The organism is Streptomyces capitiformicae (assembly GCF_002214185.1).
In the GTDB taxonomy this organism is placed as follows: domain Bacteria; phylum Actinomycetota; class Actinomycetes; order Streptomycetales; family Streptomycetaceae; genus Streptomyces; species Streptomyces capitiformicae.
Genome location: NZ_CP022161.1, coordinates 6,595,883 through 6,613,240, shown reverse-complemented (window position 1 = coordinate 6,613,240; position 17,358 = coordinate 6,595,883). Strand labels below are relative to the sequence as shown.

Annotated in this window: 14 protein-coding genes; 4 read left to right on the top strand and 10 right to left on the bottom strand. The window is 72.3% G+C overall.

Annotated elements, in window-relative coordinates; translation table 11 throughout:
- Positions 1-18: 18 nt before the first annotated feature.
- The 6 genes from pcaDC to CES90_RS29430 all read right to left on the bottom strand — a co-directional run bounded on the left by pcaDC (position 19) and on the right by CES90_RS29430 (position 9,308).
- Complete coding sequence (pcaDC, locus tag CES90_RS29455; RefSeq protein WP_189787127.1) at positions 19-1,350, bottom strand: bifunctional 3-oxoadipate enol-lactonase/4-carboxymuconolactone decarboxylase PcaDC; 1,332 nt, start codon at positions 1,348-1,350, stop codon at positions 19-21.
- A gap of 213 nt (positions 1,351-1,563) precedes the next feature.
- Entirely contained in the window at positions 1,564-3,669 is a 2,106-nt protein-coding gene (locus tag CES90_RS29450; RefSeq protein WP_189787126.1) for an SWIM zinc finger family protein, read from the bottom strand.
- Positions 3,666-6,527: a DEAD/DEAH box helicase gene (locus tag CES90_RS29445; protein WP_189787125.1), complete on the bottom strand. Its 2,862-nt coding sequence runs from the start codon at positions 6,525-6,527 to the stop codon at positions 3,666-3,668. Before CES90_RS29445 ends, CES90_RS29450 begins: the two co-directional genes overlap by 4 nt.
- Positions 6,528-6,664: 137 nt before the next feature.
- A complete protein-coding gene (locus CES90_RS29440; protein ID WP_189787124.1) occupies positions 6,665-7,246 on the bottom strand; it encodes a sugar kinase in 582 nt (193 codons plus the stop codon).
- Positions 7,243-8,388, bottom strand: coding sequence for an ROK family glucokinase (locus CES90_RS29435; RefSeq protein ID WP_152172533.1), 1,146 nt, complete (start codon positions 8,386-8,388; stop codon positions 7,243-7,245). Before CES90_RS29435 ends, CES90_RS29440 begins: the two co-directional genes overlap by 4 nt.
- Positions 8,389-8,570: 182 nt before the next feature.
- Positions 8,571-9,308: a GntR family transcriptional regulator gene (locus CES90_RS29430; RefSeq protein WP_189787153.1), complete on the bottom strand. Its 738-nt coding sequence runs from the start codon at positions 9,306-9,308 to the stop codon at positions 8,571-8,573.
- Positions 9,309-9,436: 128 nt separating this feature from the next.
- On the opposite strand from CES90_RS29430, the gene CES90_RS29425 reads away from it, so the two are divergent.
- Positions 9,437-10,447 carry a Gfo/Idh/MocA family oxidoreductase gene (locus CES90_RS29425; protein WP_189787123.1) on the top strand — a complete coding sequence of 337 codons (1,011 nt, stop codon included), beginning with the start codon at positions 9,437-9,439 and terminating at the stop codon, positions 10,445-10,447.
- A gap of 133 nt (positions 10,448-10,580) precedes the next feature.
- On the opposite strand, the gene CES90_RS29420 is transcribed toward CES90_RS29425, so the two are convergent.
- Together CES90_RS29420 and CES90_RS29415 are read right to left on the bottom strand one after the other, a co-directional pair.
- Positions 10,581-11,771, bottom strand: a complete 1,191-nt coding sequence (locus CES90_RS29420) for a cytochrome P450 family protein (protein WP_189787122.1) — start codon at positions 11,769-11,771, stop codon at positions 10,581-10,583.
- Positions 11,772-11,883: 112 nt separating this feature from the next.
- Complete coding sequence (locus CES90_RS29415) at positions 11,884-12,555, bottom strand: response regulator (RefSeq protein WP_189787121.1); 672 nt, start codon at positions 12,553-12,555, stop codon at positions 11,884-11,886.
- Between the two features lie 125 nt (positions 12,556-12,680).
- Here CES90_RS29415 and CES90_RS29410 point away from each other — a divergent pair, with 125 nt between their 5' ends.
- Positions 12,681-13,709, top strand: a complete 1,029-nt coding sequence (locus CES90_RS29410) for an aldo/keto reductase (protein ID WP_189787120.1) — start codon at positions 12,681-12,683, stop codon at positions 13,707-13,709.
- A 122-nt stretch (positions 13,710-13,831) separates the two neighbouring features.
- Here CES90_RS29410 and CES90_RS29405 read toward each other — a convergent pair whose 3' ends face one another.
- Both CES90_RS29405 and CES90_RS29400 read right to left on the bottom strand, forming a co-directional pair.
- On the bottom strand, positions 13,832-14,728 hold the full coding sequence (locus CES90_RS29405) for a hypothetical protein (protein WP_229914319.1): 897 nt from the start codon (positions 14,726-14,728) through the stop codon (positions 13,832-13,834).
- Between the two features lie 224 nt (positions 14,729-14,952).
- A complete protein-coding gene (locus CES90_RS29400; RefSeq protein WP_189787119.1) occupies positions 14,953-16,236 on the bottom strand; it encodes a sensor histidine kinase in 1,284 nt (427 codons plus the stop codon).
- A gap of 177 nt (positions 16,237-16,413) precedes the next feature.
- Between CES90_RS29400 and CES90_RS29395 the strand changes: the two genes are divergently transcribed.
- Together CES90_RS29395 and CES90_RS29390 are read left to right on the top strand one after the other, a co-directional pair.
- A complete protein-coding gene (locus CES90_RS29395; protein WP_189787118.1) occupies positions 16,414-16,614 on the top strand; it encodes a hypothetical protein in 201 nt (66 codons plus the stop codon).
- Between the two features lie 269 nt (positions 16,615-16,883).
- Positions 16,884-17,270, top strand: coding sequence for a ribonuclease domain-containing protein (locus tag CES90_RS29390; RefSeq protein ID WP_189787117.1), 387 nt, complete (start codon positions 16,884-16,886; stop codon positions 17,268-17,270).
- Positions 17,271-17,358 lie beyond the last annotated feature (88 nt).

Sequence of the window (17,358 nt, the reverse complement as noted above, 5' to 3'; positions counted from 1 at the left end):
GGCCGCCCACCCCCGCTCTCACTCCTCGGGGGTGGTCTCCTCGCGGATCACCTGCTGGGCGACCTTGAACGCGCTGTTCGCGGCCGGTACACCGCAGTAGACGGCGGCCTGGAGGAGGACTTCCTTGATCTCGTTCGGGGTGAGGCCGTTACGGAGGGCCGCCCGGGTGTGGAAGGCGAGCTCGTCCATGTGCCCGCCGGCGACCAGGGCCGTCAGCGTGACGCAGCTGCGGGAGCGGCGGTCGAGGCCGGGCCTGTCCCAGATCTCGCCCCAGGCGTAGCGGGTGATGAACTCCTGGAAGTCGCCGGAGAACTCGTCCGCCGAGGCCAGCGCCCGGTCGACGTGCGCGTCGCCGAGCACCTCGCGGCGGACCTTGAGCCCGGCGTCGTACGGGTCGGGTCTGCCCTCTGCCACGGGTTGCACGGCGGCCGGGGCGATCTCTGCCACCGGACCGGTCTGCGGTCCCGGCTGCGGCGCGGTCTGCGCGGTCTGATGCGGGACGGCGGCGAGGACCGGCTTGACGGGCGCCGCCGGGATCGCGATCTGGCCGGTGGTGGAGTCGTAGGCGGGCTGCCAGGCCGTGGAGAAGTGGCGTACGAGGAGGTCGGTGACCGCGGCGGGTTGCTCGACCGGCACGAGGTGCGAGGCGCCGGGGACGACAGCGAGGCGGGCGTCCGGGATGCCCGCGACGAGCGTACGGGCCTCGGCGGGGCCGGTGACCTGGTCGTCGGAGCCGACGAGGACGAGCGTGGGGACGCCGATCCGGCCGAGCTCGGCGCGCACGTCGAACGAGGCGAGTGCCTCGCAGGCGGCGATGTAGCAACCGGGGTCGGTGGTGCGGACCATCTGCACGGCCCACTCGGTGATCGCGGGCTGAGCCGCCGCGAACCCCGCGGTGAACCAGCGGTCCGGGGACGTACGGGCGATGGGGTCGAGGCCGTTCGTCCGTACGATCACGCCGCGCTGGCGGAACTCGTCGGCCGTGCCGAAACGGGGCGAGGCGGCGATCAGCGCGAGGGAGGCGAGGCGGTCGGGGTGGCGCAGCGCGAGCTCGGCCCCGATGGCGCCGCCGAGCGCGCAGCCCGCGTAGCCGAACCGCTGGACGCCGACGGCATCGAGGGTGGCAAGGAGCCTGGCGGCCAGCTCGGTGACCGAGCCGCCGGGGTACGCGGGCGCGCCGCCGTGGCCAGGCAGGTCGAACCGGAAGACCCGCCACTGCTTGGTCAGCTCCGGGATCTGCCGGTCCCACATGTGCCACGTCGTGCCGAGCGAGGGCCCGAGGATCAGGACCGGGGCGTCGTCCGGCCCGTCGAAGCGGTACTGGAGGGCGGGGGTCGTCGTCTCACTCACCGCTCCACGCTAACGTCCCATCCTTGGTGCTCCACCCCAGGGCCCCGAATCCGCCCAGACGGCTCCCGAACATCAGCGGGCAACTCACACATCCTCTTCACCGAAGCGCAGGTCATGGCCGCCCCGCGCCGCCGGTGCCGGAGGGGGAATCACGGTGTCGAACAAGCGTCCCCGCGTGTCGCGCTGGTGGGGTCGGGAGGGGTGCGACGGTGGTCAGAGGTCGTCGTCGGTGGTGCCTATGCCGGTGAGTGCGCCCACCGGGTCGAGGTCAGGGGTGCCTCTCGGCCACCAGTCGTCGTGGCCCGGGTCGGACTCGTAGGCGTACCACAACCCGTCGCGGCCCAGGCGGAGTTGGACATGGCCGTGCGGGTGGGTGAGGTGGTTGCGCGAGGGCCGGAACGCTGGGAGGTCGGCGGCGAGCAGCAGGGGGCGGGCGCGGTCGAAACGGCCCGCCGGCGGGTCCCAGGGCTCCTCCAGGACGGCGAGCCCTTCGAGGCCGCCCTGACGCCAGGCGGCGACGGCCCTGGCCAGGTCGGTCGGGGTGCGGCCGGTGGCGGCGGCCAGCGACGAGTACAGGGCGCGGGTCGTGGCGGTGAGACCGGAGCCGGGCCGGGCGGCGGCCAGCCGTACCGCGTCCTGCCAGAGCGTCAGCTCCGCCACCGGATCACGTCCGGTGGTGAGCAGCGCATGCGCGCGGGCGGCCGCGTCGGTGGCCAACTGGTCCAACGCGAACGGGTCGGGGCCGCCGGGCGCGCCCGGATACACCGGAGGTTGTGCCGGATGCGGCGGCGGAGGCAACGGGGCGGGCAGCGGCGGGAGCGTGCGCGGGGCGAGCGCGTCACGGGCCCGGACGCCGGGGAGCGGTGCGGGCTCCTGCTCCTGGGCGGCGCGGGCCGCACGGGCGGCGTTGCGCCGGGACAGCGCGTCGAGCAACTCACGCTCGCCCCGGCCCCGCAGAAGCAGCAACACGAACGGGTCCTCGTCCAGCAGCCGCGCGGTCTGGTAGCACAACGCCGCCGCGTGCTTGCAGGGGTGCCCGAAGTCGGGGCAACTGCAATGGGGGTCGAGCTCACGGGGGCCGGGCAGCAGGCGTACGGCGCGTGGGGTGCCGGTGCCGGTTCGGGTGCCCGCTCCGGCGAGGGCCTCGGGCATCTGTTTGTCCAGCAGTGCGGCGATGTGTGCCGGTCGTTCGGCCGCCGCGTCGAGGAAGCGGTCCCATTCGTCGTCGTCCAGCGTGCGCAGCCGTAGCTGCACTCGGTACGGCCGGGGACGGCTTCCGTGTACGTACGCCAGCACCAACCCCGGCGTCACGGTGATCGCGTCCACGTGCCCCTTGTCGGCATACGCCCGCCCGCGTGCGAGCCGAGCCGCGTCCAGGGCGCCTTCTTCCAGAGCCGCGACCCACGCGTTGCCCCACCAACTCTCCGCGAACCCTCCCTCGGCCGAGGGGCGCGGCGGGAAGGCCGGGAACGTACGACGCAGCTCCCCGTCTCGGGAAGGGGCGGGCATGGTGCGGGGGACGCGGGGGATTACCTCGGCCTCGACGGCACTGGAGTGGTCGGGGGTGTCGGGGTCGGGCCGCTCGGAGGCGTGGGTGGGGCCGTCGGAGGCATGGCTGGCGGAGGCAGGGCTGGCGGAGTCGTGTGCCGGCTCGTCGGGGGCGGGCCCCTCCGAGGGCAACTCGAAGGCACCGGCGAGCAGTTCGTGGACGTCACGGGCCCGGTCTGCCCCGGCGCGGGCCAAGGTGTCGCCCGGCGGGTCCTGTCGTGTCCGGGAGCCCCGGGCGCGGGGTGGCGGCGAACCGGCCGCTCGGCGGGGGGCCTTGGGTTCCCTGTCCTCGGCGTACTCGGCCTCCGTTCTAGCCCGCTCGGCCGCGTCGCGTGCGACCCGCAGGGCCTTCCTGGCGATGTCCCCAGGACGGGCGCCGGGTCGGGAAGCCGACGGTGCACCGGGCGGGGCACCCTCCCCGGCTCGGATACCTGTCGGCTCGGCGGGAGCATCCTCGCCCACCGGCTCCTCAGAACCGGCCGCCTTGGACTCCACGGCCCTCCGCAACGCCTCCCGCGCCACATCACCCGGGCGGCCCGCCCCGCGAACCCGGGCCACACCGACACGCGGCGCCGAAGCCGAGTCCCGGCGGTCGGCGCCCTCAGGCCCTCCACGAACCCCTTCCCGGGCCGCGCGCAACGCCTGGCGAGCCGCGTCGGCGGGACGTGCCCCGGCCCCGGAGTCCGGCACGCCCGCGCCTGCCCTTCCCTCGTGCGTCGCCTCCCCAGCCGTGCCCTCCACGGCCTCCGGCTCCTTCTCGATCCCGCTCATGCCGACCTCCGCAGCGACACCAGGTCCGTCAGTTCGCGGTCGGTCAGTTCTGTGAGGGCGGCCTCGCCGGAGCCGAGGACGGCGTCGGAGAGGGCTCGCTTGGATTCCAGCATTTCGGCGATGCGGTCTTCGATGGTGCCCTCGGTGATGAGGCGGTGGACCTGGACGGGCTGGGTCTGGCCGATGCGGTAGGCGCGGTCTGTGGCCTGTTCCTCGACGGCGGGGTTCCACCAGCGGTCGAAGTGGATGACGTGGCCGGCGCGGGTGAGGTTCAGGCCCGTGCCCGCCGCCTTCAGGGAGAGGACCAGTACCGGTGTCGTCCCACTCTGGAAGCGGTCCACCATCGCTTCGCGGTCCTTGACCGGCGTACCGCCGTGCAGCAACTCGACCGGGACGGCTCGTGCGGCGAGGTGCGCGGTGATCAGGCGGGCCATGCCGACGTACTGGGTGAAGACCAGTGCCGAGCCGTCCTCGGAGAGGAGTGTGTCCAACAGCTCGTCCAGGAGAGCCAGTTTGCCGGAGCGGACGGGCAGCCGGTCCACCGCACCGGCGGCCTCCTCCTTCAGATACAGCGCCGGGTGGTCGCAGATCTGCTTCAGGGCGCCCAGGAGTTTCAGGACCAACCCCCGGCGGGCGATCCCCTCCGCCGTCTCGATGGCCAGCAGCGACTCCCGCACCACCGCCTCGTACAGCGCGGCCTGTTCGCGGGTGAGCGGGACGGGGTGGTCGGTCTCGGTCTTGGGCGGGAGTTCGGGGACGATGCCCGGGTCGGACTTCTTGCGGCGGAGGAGGAAGGGTCGGACCAGGCGGGCGAGGCGGGTCACGGCCTCCTCGTCCTCGCCGTTCTCCACGGCGCGGGCGTGGCGGGCGCGGAAGGACTTCAGCGGACCGAGCAGGCCGGGGGTGGTCCAGTCGAGGAGGGCCCAGAGTTCGGAGAGGTTGTTCTCGACGGGCGTGCCGGTGAGGGCGACCCGCGCCGGTGTCGGGATCGTGCGCAGGGCTTTCGCCGTCGCCGAGTAAGGGTTCTTGACGTGCTGGGCCTCGTCGGCGACGACCATGCCCCACTCCTGCTGGGCGAGCCGGGCAGCCGTCGAGCGCATCGTGCCGTACGTGGTGAGGACGAAGCCGCCGTCGAGGCTCTCCAGGGTGCGGTCGGGGCCGTGGAAGCGGTGTACGGGCACTCCGGGGGCGAAACGGGTGATCTCCCGCTGCCAGTTGCCCAGCAGGGACGCGGGGCACACGACCAGCGTGGGCTGCGGGCGGGAGCGGCGCAGGTGCAGGGCGATGACGGTGATCGTCTTGCCGAGGCCCATGTCGTCGGCGAGGCAGCCGCCGAGGCCGAGGGAGGTCATGAGGTCCAGCCAGGCCAGGCCCCGGAGTTGGTAGTCGCGCAGGGTGGCGGCGAGGCCCGGCGGTGGGTCCACCGTGCCGATGCCGGCCGTCAGGCGGTCCCGCAGTGCGGCCAGTGCCCCGACCGGCACCGCCTCCACCGTCTCCCCGTCGACCTCGGCGGTACCGGTGAGGGCCACGGACAGGGCGTCCACCGGGTCGAGCAGGCCCAGTTCGCGTTTGCGGGCCTTGCGGACGAGGGCCGGGTCGACGAGGACCCACTGGTCGCGCAGGCGGACGACCGGGCGGTGGGCCTCGGCGAGGGTGTCCATCTCGGCCTCGGTGAGCGGGTCGCCGCCGAGCGCCAACTGCCAGCGGAACCGAAGCAGTTCCTCGCTCTCGAAGAAGCCGGTGCCGTCCGTGGCCGAACCGGGCGCCGGGCGCACCTCGGCCCGGGCGCTCAGGTCGTGGGCCAGGTCCCGGGGCCAGTGCACGGCGACCCCCGCCGCGCCGAGCCGGGTCGCGGCGACGCCCAGCAGGTCGGAGAGCTCCTCCTCGGAGAGGGCGAGGACATCGGGCACATCCTGCTCGGCGAGCCGGTCCAGCGGTGGCCAGACCCGGGCCGCGCGCCGTACGGCCAGGGCCGCGTCCACGCGTGCGCGGGGCCCGAACGCCGCGTCCGCGTCCCCCGCCCACAGCGCGGCCGCGTCGACGACGAGCGTCGGGTCGGCGAGGCTGTGCACCTGCACCACGGCCGCGCCCGCGCGTCGTCCGCCTTCGCTGTCGTCGAACGGGTCAAACACCGAATACGCAGACAGGTCGAGCCGCAGTGAGATCCGTACGCCCGCGTCCATGCCCGCGGCGACCTCGGCCGCCCAGTCGCGCGCGGCGGGCAGCCGCTGCCCGGCACTCGCCGCGAACGGCTTCCCGGAGACGTACGGCGCCGCCGGGCCGCGCGGAAGGGTGTCGGCTACCGCGTCCAGGAAGGACCGCATCAGCGCCTCCGGCTCGGGCAGCCGGAGGGGCCCCTTGCCGGGCAGCGGCACGGCATGGCCCTCGTACGGCAGGGCTGCGGCGACGGCCCTGAGGTGCGCGATGTCGTCGGGGTCGAGCGGTCCCGCCCGCCAGGCGTCGAAGCCCTCGGCGGTCAGCCCCGGCAGCAGCCGCCCCCGGGCCACGAGCCGCAGCGCGTGCAGAGCGGCGGCACCCCAGCAGGCCGTGGCGGGGTGCGCGGCCGGATCGCGCCGGGCCCCGGCCAGCAGCGGCAGGGCCTCTCCGACGGGCAGGGTCACGGCGGGGACGGTGCTTCTGCGGACTCCGGAGCCGTGCCGGCGTACGACCGTGAGGTCCGTGCCGCCGTCGGGACCGGCGGGACCGCCGGAGATCGGCTCCCCGCCCTCCGGGTCCCAGAACGCCACCCGGCCGTGGCGGGGCAGGGGCGCGGGCAGGAAGACGGCGGCCAGCCGTACGGAGGCGGCCGTACGCGGTGGAACGGCCGTGTCGGCCTCGGGAACAGCCATGTCTCGCATGCGTCCGGTCACCTCCCGCCCTTGAGTCGGATGAGCCGTCTCCGGCTCTGATCAGCTGTCTCCGACTCTACGGGCGGGGTCTGACAATCGGCCCCGACGTCTCTGCGCGGGGGCAGTCGGCCAGGGATGTGCCCAGGTCAGGGCACTGTTCGGGAGACCAGATACACCATCGGATGGTCCGGGTTCGACCGGTTCACAACGATGTCATGGGTGGGCGCGGGGTTCTTCTGCTCGTGGACGAGGCCGTACCAGGGGCCGGGGCCGGTGAACTTCCAGCCGACGATGCCCCGGTCGCGGGTGTTGATGGCGATCTCGTTCTCTTCCAGATCGTCCGTGCTGATGCCGATCTGGTTGAGGAAGCGCTCCAGGCCCTCGTTGCTCGTGTAGAACTGCACGTACAGACGGCTGGTCCTCCAGTTGTTCGTCTCGTAGTACGCGACGTGCATCGAGTACGGCGGGATCGGCACCCGGTAGAGGCGCTGCTGGAGCCGGGAGGGCCAGTGCGCGGTGAGGCCGGTCGCCGAGTACTTCTCCTCCTTGTCCTTGCCGCTGTCCCGGCTCTGGTTGGCGGAGATCACCAGGTAACCGGCCGGTACGCCGATGAGCAGCACGATGATCGCCAGGGTGAGCGCCCTGCGGCGGATCTTGTGGCGGCGGTCCTCGACGGGGTGCTCCGGTTCGTCGGGGGACGCGCTCTGGTGCGGCACCGCGGTGGTCATGCGGAGTCCTGGGTGGTGCGGCGGGCCTCCACGTACCGCGCGTAACGCTCGTAGCGCTCCACCCGGCGCCGGTTGGCGCGGCGGAAGCGGCGGGCGACGAGGCGGGCGAGGTCGGCGGCGCCGACCATGCCGGCCTCGGGGCCGAGCTGGGCGCGGGCGATGCGGGCCTCGGGGCGGTAGCCGCGGCCGGTGAGATGACGGCGGAAGGCGTCCCGGGCGGGGCCGATGAGCAGGTCGTCGGCGGCCGAGACGCCGCCGCCGATGACGAAGCAGGACGGGTCGAGGGCGGCGGCCAGGTTGGCGATGCCGACGCCGAGCCACTGGCCGATGTCCTGGAGCAGTTCGATGCACATCGCGTCGCCCTCGCGAGCGAGCTCCGTGATCATCGGCCCCGTGATGTCGCCGATGTTGCCCTTGACGTGCTCGATGATCCCGTACGCCACCGGGGAGTCGGCGGCGGCCAGCTCGCGGGCCTCTCTGACGAGGGCGTTGCCGGAGCTGTACTGCTCCCAGCAGCCGCGGTTGCCGCACGGGCAGCGGTGGCCGCCGGGCACGACCTGCATGTGGCCGAACTCGCCCGCGACGCCGAACTTGCCGCGCTTGACCTGGCCGTCCTCCAGGATGGCGCCGCCGATGCCCGTGCCGAGGGTGATCATGACCAGGTGGTCCTCGTCGCGGCCGGCGCCGAAGCGCCACTCGGCCCAGGCGGCGGCGTTGGCGTCGTTGTCGACCAGGACGGGCACGGCGAGGCGGCCGGCGAGGCGGTCACGCAGCGGCTCGTTGCGCCAGGACAGGTGGGGGGCGAACAGGACGCGGTTGCGGTCCGCGTCGACCCAGCCCGCGGCGCCGATGCCGACCGCGTGCACGTCGTGCCGGTCGGAGAGGTCCAGGACCAGCTCCGTGATGGTGTCCTCGACGACCTGGGGGCTCTTCGACTTGTCCGGGGTCTCCGTGCGGAGCTTCTCCAGGATGTTGCCGTCGGCGTCCACGACGCCCGCCATCACCTTCGTGCCGCCGATGTCGATGCCGACGGTGGGGACGCGGGGGGCCGTCAGGTGGGAGCGGCGCTCGCGCGTTCCCACGGTCCGCAGGACGGTGGCCCGCGCGGAGCCGCGGTGGGTGAAGTCGCGGTAAGTGCTCATCGGGCCGATTCTGCCTCAACGCTCCGCTTGGTGCCCCGTGGGGGCGGGGGGTGCCCTTGGTTGTGTTTCGGGCGCGGATCGGTGGGGGCTGGTCGCGCCCACGCGGCGGAGCCGCAAATCGACACAGCCCCGCGCCCTCAAAAGCGGGGGTGAGCCCCTTCCCAGAAAGCTTCCCCGGCACCTCAGGGCCGCACGAGTAGCTGGAACTCGAACGAATAGCGGGACGCCCGGTAGATGTGGGTGCCGTATTCGACTGCTCTGCCTGTGTCGTCGAAGGTCGTGCGTTGCATGGTCAGCAGCGGGGCGTTCTGCGGTTCTCCCAGGCGGTCGGCCTCCTCTGAGGTTGCCGCTCTCGCGCCGATTGTTTGGCGGGCGCTGTGGAGGGTGATGCCTGCGGTGCGCATGAGGCGGTAGAGGCCGGTGTCTTCCAGTTGGGAGGAGTCGAGGTCCAGGAGGTCCAGGGGGAGGTAGTTGCATAGGTAGGCCATGGGTTCGCCGTGGGCGAGGCGGAGGCGTTCGATGCGGCGTACCTCGCTGCCCTCGGCGACGGCGAGGGCAGCGGCCACCTCGGCGGAGGCGGCGACGGTGGTGTTGACCAGGACACGGGTGGCGGGGCGCTGGCCGGCGGCTTCGAGGTCGTCGTAGAGGCTGCTGAGCTCCAGGGGGCGCTTGACCTGGCTGTGGACGACCTGGGTGCCGACGCCCCGACGACGTACGAGCAGGCCCTTGTCGACGAGGGACTGGATGGCCTGGCGGACGGTCGGGCGGGACAGGCCCAGGCGTGCGGCCAGCTCGATCTCGTTGCCCAGCAGGCTGCCCGGCGTCAGCTCGCCGTGCTCGATCGCGGCCTCCAACTGCTGGGACAGCTGGAAGTAGAGCGGGACCGGGCTGCTGCGGTCGACGCTGAGCTGGAGCGACACGGTCGGATCCACTTCTGGTTTCGGCACGGGCCGAGCGTAGCCCCGGTGGTTGTTGACGGGAAGTTGCGTAGTTCGGTTGTCCGGACAAAGCATTGACACAGCGGCGGGTACGAGCCCACTTTGTTCCCATGCGCATCGGACTCATCGGAGCTGGTCGGATCGGGACGATTCACGCGACCACGCTCAGCCGTCACCGTGATGTCGGCTCCTTGATCATTACGGATGTCGACCCGGCCCGGGCCCATGACCTGGCGGATCGCCTGGGCGAGACGGTGGCACCGGGGGTGGACGAGATCTTCACCTGGGGCGTGGACGCCGTGGTCATCACGGCCGCGACCTCGGCCCACGGCGAACTGATCGGTCGGGCAGCGCGCTCGGGACTCCCGGTGTTCTGCGAGAAACCCATCGCGGTGGACCTGCCGGGCACCTTAAACGCGCTCGCCGAGGTCGACTCGGCGGGAACCGTGCTGCAGATGGGCTTCCAGCGCCGCTTCGACTCCGGTTACGTCACCGCGCGCGAGGCCGTGCGGTCCGGCCGGCTCGGGCGACTGCACACCGTACGGGCGCTGACGGCCGATCGGACGCCACCGCCCGCAGAGTACTTGCCGGTGTCCGGGGGCATCTTCCGGGACTGCCTGATCCACGACTTCGACATCGTGCGGTGGGTGACGGGGCGTGAGGTCGCCACGGCGTACGCCACCGGGTCGGACATCGGGCATCCGATGTTCCGGGAGGCGCACGACCTCGACACGGCGGCCGCCGTGCTGACGCTGGAGGACGGCACCCTCGTGACGGCCACGGCGGCGCGCGTGAACGGGGCGGGCTACGACGTGCGCATGGAGCTGGCCGGGGAGCTGGACACCGTCGTGGTCGGGCTGGACGACCGTACGCCGGTCGCGTCCACGGAGCCGACCGGGCCGCCGCCCGCCGACAAGCCGTGGACGGGCTTCCTGGAGCGTTTCGCCTCCGCCTACGAGGCCGAGCTCGCCGCCTTCGTCGAGGTGGTCCGCGGTGAGCGGGCCAACCCCTGTGACGGCCGTGAGGCCCTCCAGGCCCTCCGTGTCGCCGAGGCATGCGAGCTGTCCCGCCTGGAGCAGAGACCAGTGAACGTCGGCGAGATAGCGGGCGGACGCGACTGAGCGGACGGGCGCCGGCACGGTCCGGACGAGCAGGCGTACCGCGCGGGTCTCGGCGTCTGATGGTGACCCCGCCCGGCGCTCGGCGGGCGGGGCAGCTCCGCCGCGATCTCCGCGGTGCGCAGCATGCGGACACTCACCAACGCACGGGCAGGCTGCGTACGCCCCGTATCAGCATTCCCGGCAGCCAGGCGCCCGGTGGGGCGTCGAGGGCGAGGTCGGGGCAGCGGTCCAGGAGTGCGCGCAGGGCGACGCGGGCCTCCAGGCGGGCCAGCGGTGCGCCGAGACAGAAGTGGATGCCGTGGCCGAAGGCGAGGTGGCCGCGGGTGTCGCGGTGGAGGTCGAAGTGGTCCGGGGCGGGGAAGCGGGTGCCGTCGCGGTCGGCGGCGGCCAGGCCGACCATCACCGACTCGCCCGCCGCCACGGCCGTACCGGCGATGTCGAGGGGCTCGGCGGCGTAGCGGAACGTCGCGTTCTCCACCGGGCCCTCGTGGCGCAGCGTTTCCTCCACGACCGCGTCGAGGAGGCTCATGTCGGCCCTCACCTCGGCGAGTTGAGCGGGGCGGGTGAGCAGGGCGTGGACGGCGTTGGTGATGAGGTTGACCGTCGTCTCGTGGCCGGCGATGAGCAGGATGAAGGCCATGCCGCGCAGTTCGTCCGGTGACAGGCGGTCGCCGTCCTCGTCCGTCGTCCGGATCAGCGCGCTCAGCAGGTCGTCAGCGGGTGGGGAGCAGCGCTTGTCCTCGACCAACTCCCGTAAATAGGTGGCGAGTTGGACGAACGCGTCGTACTCGGTCTCGCCGTTGGTGGGCGCCACCACCTCCGTCGACAGCTTGCGGAACGCCGCCCGGTCGAACTCTGGCACACCGAGCAGCTCGCAGATGACGGTGAGCGGCAGCGGGTAGGCGAACGAGTCCACCAGGTCGGCGTGGCCGAGCGGCAGCATCGCGTCGAGCAGCGAGTCGGTGATCTCCTGCACCCGCGGCCGCAGCTGCTCGACCCGCCGCGGCGTGAACTCGCGGGCTATCAGCTTGCGCAGCCGGGTGTGGTCCGGTGGGTCGCTGACCAGCAGATACTTCCCGATCAGCTCTTCGTCGAGAAACGTGACCCCGGTCTTGGAGCCGTCCTTCGACAGCCGGGGGTCGGCGAGCGCCGCCCGCGCCTCCTCGTAACCGACCACGAGCCACATCTCGTGCTGCTTGTCGGGCATCGGAAGCCGCACCCGGTGCACCGGGCCCTTCGCGCGCAGCTCCGCGTACACGGGGTACGGGTCCTCGGTGAACCGCGTCCCGTACGCCCCCAGGTCGATCACTTCCACATTCCCCATGGGTGCCCCCTCACCCGTCACAACGTCCGACCCCACCCACAAGTGCCCGCCCCGTACCCCGAATTCCGCCCGGAGTGCGCCGTGGGTGCTGTACCGGGCTTTGAAAACACCCCTAGCGCTCCTCGTCCTCCAACAGCCCGGCGTCGTACGTGAGCAGGGCGATCTGTACGCGGTTGTTGAGGTCGAGCTTGGCGAGGATGCGGGAGACGTGGGTCTTGACGGTGGCGACGCTCATGAAGAGTTCGGCGGCGATCTCGGCGTTGGAGGCACCCCGGCCGACGGCGACGGCGACCTCGCGTTCGCGGTCGTTGAGGGCGGCGACGCGGGAACGGGCGGTGGTGGTGCGGGGGTCGGGGGCGGTGCCGGCGGCGTGGGCCATGAGCTGGCGGGTGACGGCGGGTGAGAGGACGGGGTCGCCGGTGGCGACGCGCCGCACCGCTTCGACGATCTCGGCGGGCGGAGTGTCCTTGAGGACGAACCCGGCGGCGCCCGCGCGCAGGGCGCGCAGGACCTGGTCGTCGGCGTGGAAGGTGGTCAGGACGACGACCTGGGGCGCGTCCGCGCGGCCTCGGAGCCGTTCGGTGGCGGAGAGGCCGTCGAGCGTGGGCATCCGGATGTCCATGAGGACGACGTCGGGGCGCGTACGGTCGACGAGGGCGTCCACCTCGTCGCCGTCGGCGGCCTCGCCCACGATCTCGATGTCATCGGCGCCGCCCAGCATGAGGGACAGTCCGGCGCGTACCAGGGGATCGTCGTCGACGAGGAGCAGTCGGATCGGGGTCATCGGCCCACCGTTCGGATATCGGTCATGGGGCCCTACGGTAATGACGCGTCGCACGGACCGCCTCGTTGTTGTGCGCCGACCCGTTAGTGTCGGCCGGTACGGCAGTCAACTGACGGAGGTTTTGGGTGCGTTACCGACTCCTGGGCCGGACCGGGCTCCGCGTCTCCGAGCTGTTCCTCGGCGCCATGACGTTCGGGGAGCAGGGCGGGGTGGGGGCACCCCGGGAGGAGTGCGCGCGGATCCTCGACGTGTACGCGGAGGCCGGCGGCAATGTGATCGACACCGCGGTCAACTACCGGGGCGGGGAGAGCGAGCGCATCGTCGGCGAGCTGCTCAAGGGGCGGCGCGACCGGTTCGTGCTGTCCACCAAGTACACCGTCTCGCGCGACGGCACCGACCCCAACGCCGCGGGCAACCACCGCAAGAACCTGGCGCTGTCCCTGGAGACGAGCCTGCGGCGCCTGGGCACCGACTACGTCGACATCTACTGGGTGCACATCTGGGACCGGAACACTCCGGTCGAGGAGACGATGCGCGCACTCGACGACGCCGTACGGTCCGGGAAGGTGCTGTACGTCGGTATCTCGGACGCGCCGGCCTGGGTGGTCTCGCGTGCCAACACCCTCGCCGAATGGCGGGGTTGGTCACCGCTGTCGGCGCTCCAGGTGCCGTACAGCCTGCTCAACCGGGACATCGAGCGTGAGCTGTTGCCGATGGCGGAGGCGTTCGGGATGTCGGTCGCGGCCTGGAGTCCGCTGCAGAACGGGATCCTGTCCGGCAAGTACACCCGGCCGGGCGGGGTGGCCCCCGGCACCGCGACGCGGCTGTCCGCCGAGGCGATCGGGGAGCGGGAGCGCGCGGTGGCGGAGGCCGTGCAGACGGCCGCGGACGAGCTCGACGCCACCCCGGCGCAGGTGGCCATCGCCTGGACCATGGCCCACTCCCCCGCCGTGCACCCCATCCTCGGCGCCCGCCGGGTCGAGCAGCTCATGGACAACCTCGGCGCCGCCCGACTCGTCCTGCCCGAGGAACTGCTGGCCCGGTTGGAGGAGCCCACCGGCTTCCGCCTCGGCTTCCCCGGCGAGTTCATCGACGAGGCGTCGGCGTGGGTGTACGGGTCGGCGGGGCAGCGCGTGGTGCCGCGTACGACCTGACGGACGCCTGCCTGGGCGCCCCCCCACGGCCTGTCGTCACATTCCCGTCTGCCCCGCGACACCATGCACCTGACGCCCGCGGGACCGCCCTCCGGGCGACGACGGCACTTTCGCAACACGCCCTAGCCGCGCAGCCGTACCCCGTACCGGATGCGCAGGCGGTGGATCTCCCACCAGGCCACCGCCGTGACCGAGGCGGGGCCGCCGAGGAGGGCGGCGAACTGCACGAGGGGCGGGCCGGGCGGCAGTCCGCCCATGGCGAAGCCGATGACGGCGAACTCCCACACCAGGACGCCGGTGAGCAGCGCCGGGAGCGCGGCGTGCGCATCGGCGGTGTTGAAGCCGCTGCGCACGGCGGGGCCGGAGGCGAAGACAACGAACAGCAGCATCCAGAGGAACGGCACGGTGATCAGGAACGGCGCCAGACGGATGGGCCCCGTGTCGTCCTCGAGGGCGTCGACGGCGTACCCCATCGCGAAGCCCAGGAGCGGCACCATCGTGAAGGCGCCGACGTACCACAGGGCCGACTTCCCGGCGGTGCGCAGCGGGTGTCGCATGGCCCGTCTCGCAGCCGGTGAGGAACAGCGGTAGAGGATGGCGACGACCACGGGCGCGCTGAGCATCACCAGCCAGGGCGTGATGGTCAGCCGCAACATGAACTGCTGCTGCGCCTGGTCCACGTCCTCGGGTTTGCCGTACGCCGCCAGGATCAACAGGGACATGGCGGTCGCCGTCCAGGCCCGGGTCTTCTGCACCCGTCGCACCTCGGGTTCCACGACGCGGTTCCCGCCATAGGAGACGCGGTTCCGGCCATAGGAGGGGAAGATCCGCCGGGCCGGGCGGCGGGCCGAGCGGGCCAGTGGATAGCCGACCAGCACGGCGACCACCAGCGGCCACGCGCACAGGACCGCCATCGCCCATACACAGCCGTTCAGCCGCGGACTGCTCAGGAGCTGTCCGAGCGGCGGCCATTCGTCCTCACGCAACCGCTGCCAGAGGGAGGGGGGCCGCTGCGGCACGTACGGATACGGCTGCGGGTACGGGGGCCCGTACGGTCCCGGGGGCGGGGGGTACGGTCCTCCGTTCGGCGGCTGGGGTGGATGGTACGGATGGTGTCCCCCGAAACTCACGCTGCTGTCCCTCCCGAGGCGCCCGGTGCCGAACGGCTCGTACGCGTCGGATGGTGCGTACGAGCCAACTGGCCATCATGCCCGAGGAGATGATGGCGTGACGCACATCGTTCTCAGCCCCAGGGCAGCCAGGCCCGTACCACGAAGCCGCCGTCGCCGTCGCCGTCGCCGTCGGGCCAGTGCTCCAGCCGGCCCCCGGCGAGCGTCGCCCGCTCGGTGAGGCCGATGAGTCCCTGGCCCGAGCCGGGGACGGGCGGGACGTCCGCCGGCGGAGCCGGGTTGCGCACGGTGACGGTGAGTCCGTCGCCCGGGGCGCCCGACACCGCGACGGTGACCTCGGCGCCGGGGGCGTGTTTGCGGGCGTTGGTCAGGCACTCCTGGGCGATGCGGTACGCGGTACGGCCGACGGAGGCGGGAACGGCGGCGGGGTCGGTGACGCGGTTGTCGAGGACGACCTTCATGCCGGCCTCGCGGGACTCGGCGACCAGGGTGTCCAGCGCGGCGAGCGTCGGCTGCGGTCGGCCCGCGTCGTCGGGCTCGCCCGCGCGCAGCACCCCGATGATCTCCCGCAGGTCCTGCAGGGCCTCGTGGGCGCTCTCCCGGATGACGCCGGCCGCGCGGGCGATCTGCGCCCGGGGCGCGTCGGGCCGGAACTCCAGGGCGCCCGCGTGCACGCTGAGCAGCGTCAGGCGGTGGGCCAGCACGTCGTGCATCTCCCGGGCGATGGCCTCACGGGCGAGTCGCTGTGCCTGCTCGGCCCGTAGTACCGCCTCCGTCTCGGCCCGCCGGGCACGGTCCCGGAAGCTCAGTATCAACTGCCGCTTGGAGCGCACGAACATGCCCCAGCCGACGGCCGCTGTGGTGAGCAGCACGTCGAGGAAGACCGCCCAGGGGTAGGTCAGATCGGGGTCGGGGCGCAGCCGGAAGAACACCGGGGTCAGTGCGACGGAGACGGCCGCCAACCAGGCCACGTACCGGAAGGGCCGGTGCACGGCCACGGTGAAGAGGGCGACCAGGCCGGCGCCGTCCGGGGTGTTGAACGCGAAACAGACCGGGACCAACGCCACGGCGAGCCCGACCGGCCAGCGGCGGCGCAGCCAGACCGCGGCGCAGGCGAGCGCGCCCAGCACCTGGTCGAGGACGGCGACTGCCTGCGGCAGGTCGGGCTCGTTGCGCACCGTGTCCGTGGTCAACAGGCCGATGAACACGGCCAGCAGGAAACAGGTGAAGTCGACGACCCAGTCGCGGGCGGTGCGCCGGGGCCGGCCGGAACGCGCGGACCGCCGTCCGGGAGGGTCGACGTCCGGCTGCGGGGCGGGATCGAGTACGGCCGAGGGATGCAGCCAGCGCCGCCCCGGGAAGGTCGGGGGCTCCGGTACCGGCTTGTCACCACTCACGGTCGACAAATCTATGCAGAGACGGCACCCGACATCTCCCCGTGCCGAGGATCGCGACCAAAGTCGTGACCTTCTCGACTTTCGACGCTCCGCCCGCGCACGAACGGGGACTCCGGTCGGGCGGGCCTCGCCCCGCGGCCGATGTGAGTGGGGGGCCGCGGGGCGAGGATCCTGCACATGAAGCAGTTGTTGGAGTTTCTCGGGTTCATCGCCCTGCTGCAGGGCTCCGGCGGTCTCGTGTACGAGCTCACCGGCAAGCTGCGATGGGGGGTGACGCAGCGGTGGAGCACCCTGGACGGCTACGAGATCTATGTGAGCATCGCGCTGATCGTCCTGGCCATCGCGTTGTTCGCGGCGGCCGAGAGCCGGAAGTCCTGACGACCGGCCTCCGACGTCTGGGTCCAGCCTTGGCCGAGTTGCGACGGGGACGCCCGCTCCAGGGCGGAGCAGGCATACGAACGCCTCCAGGACGGCCATCCTGGAGGCATCGCCGGCACCGAACGACGACGCCAGGCCAAGACGGTCATGGAGACTTCGTAGAGCCACCGATCCACGAAGTTAACGTCCGGAAAACTCACCGGACTTGATGGGAAATTCCGCTTGCTTGTCATTGACATGCCAGCGTCTACGCGCGTCATCATGTGGGCATGAGATTCCCCCCACAGATCACTCGCATCGGCGCCGCAGCCGCTGTCCTGTCCGCGCTCCTCGTCGGCGGCACCGTCACAGCGACCCCGGCGGCCGCCGCGGTCGGCAGCATCTGCTACAGCGACCTGCCCTCCCAGGCGTACACCACCCTCAACCTGATCGCCCAGGGCGGTCCCTACCCGTACTCCCAGGACGGGACTGTCTTCCGGAACCGCGAGCGCATCCTTCCCAGCCGGCCCACTGGCTACTACCACGAGTACACCGTCATCACTCCTGGCTCCTCTACGCGCGGAGCTCGCCGCATCGTCACCGGTGAGGAGCACCAGGAGGACTACTACACGGCCGACCACTACAGGTCGTTCGACCTGATCAACTACAGCTGCTGAGGAAGCCTGTACGGTCCGCCGGGAGCCTGCGGTCACATCCGGCTCCCGGCGGCAAACAGCACGGGCGACACACAGGCCGTGCGTGGTG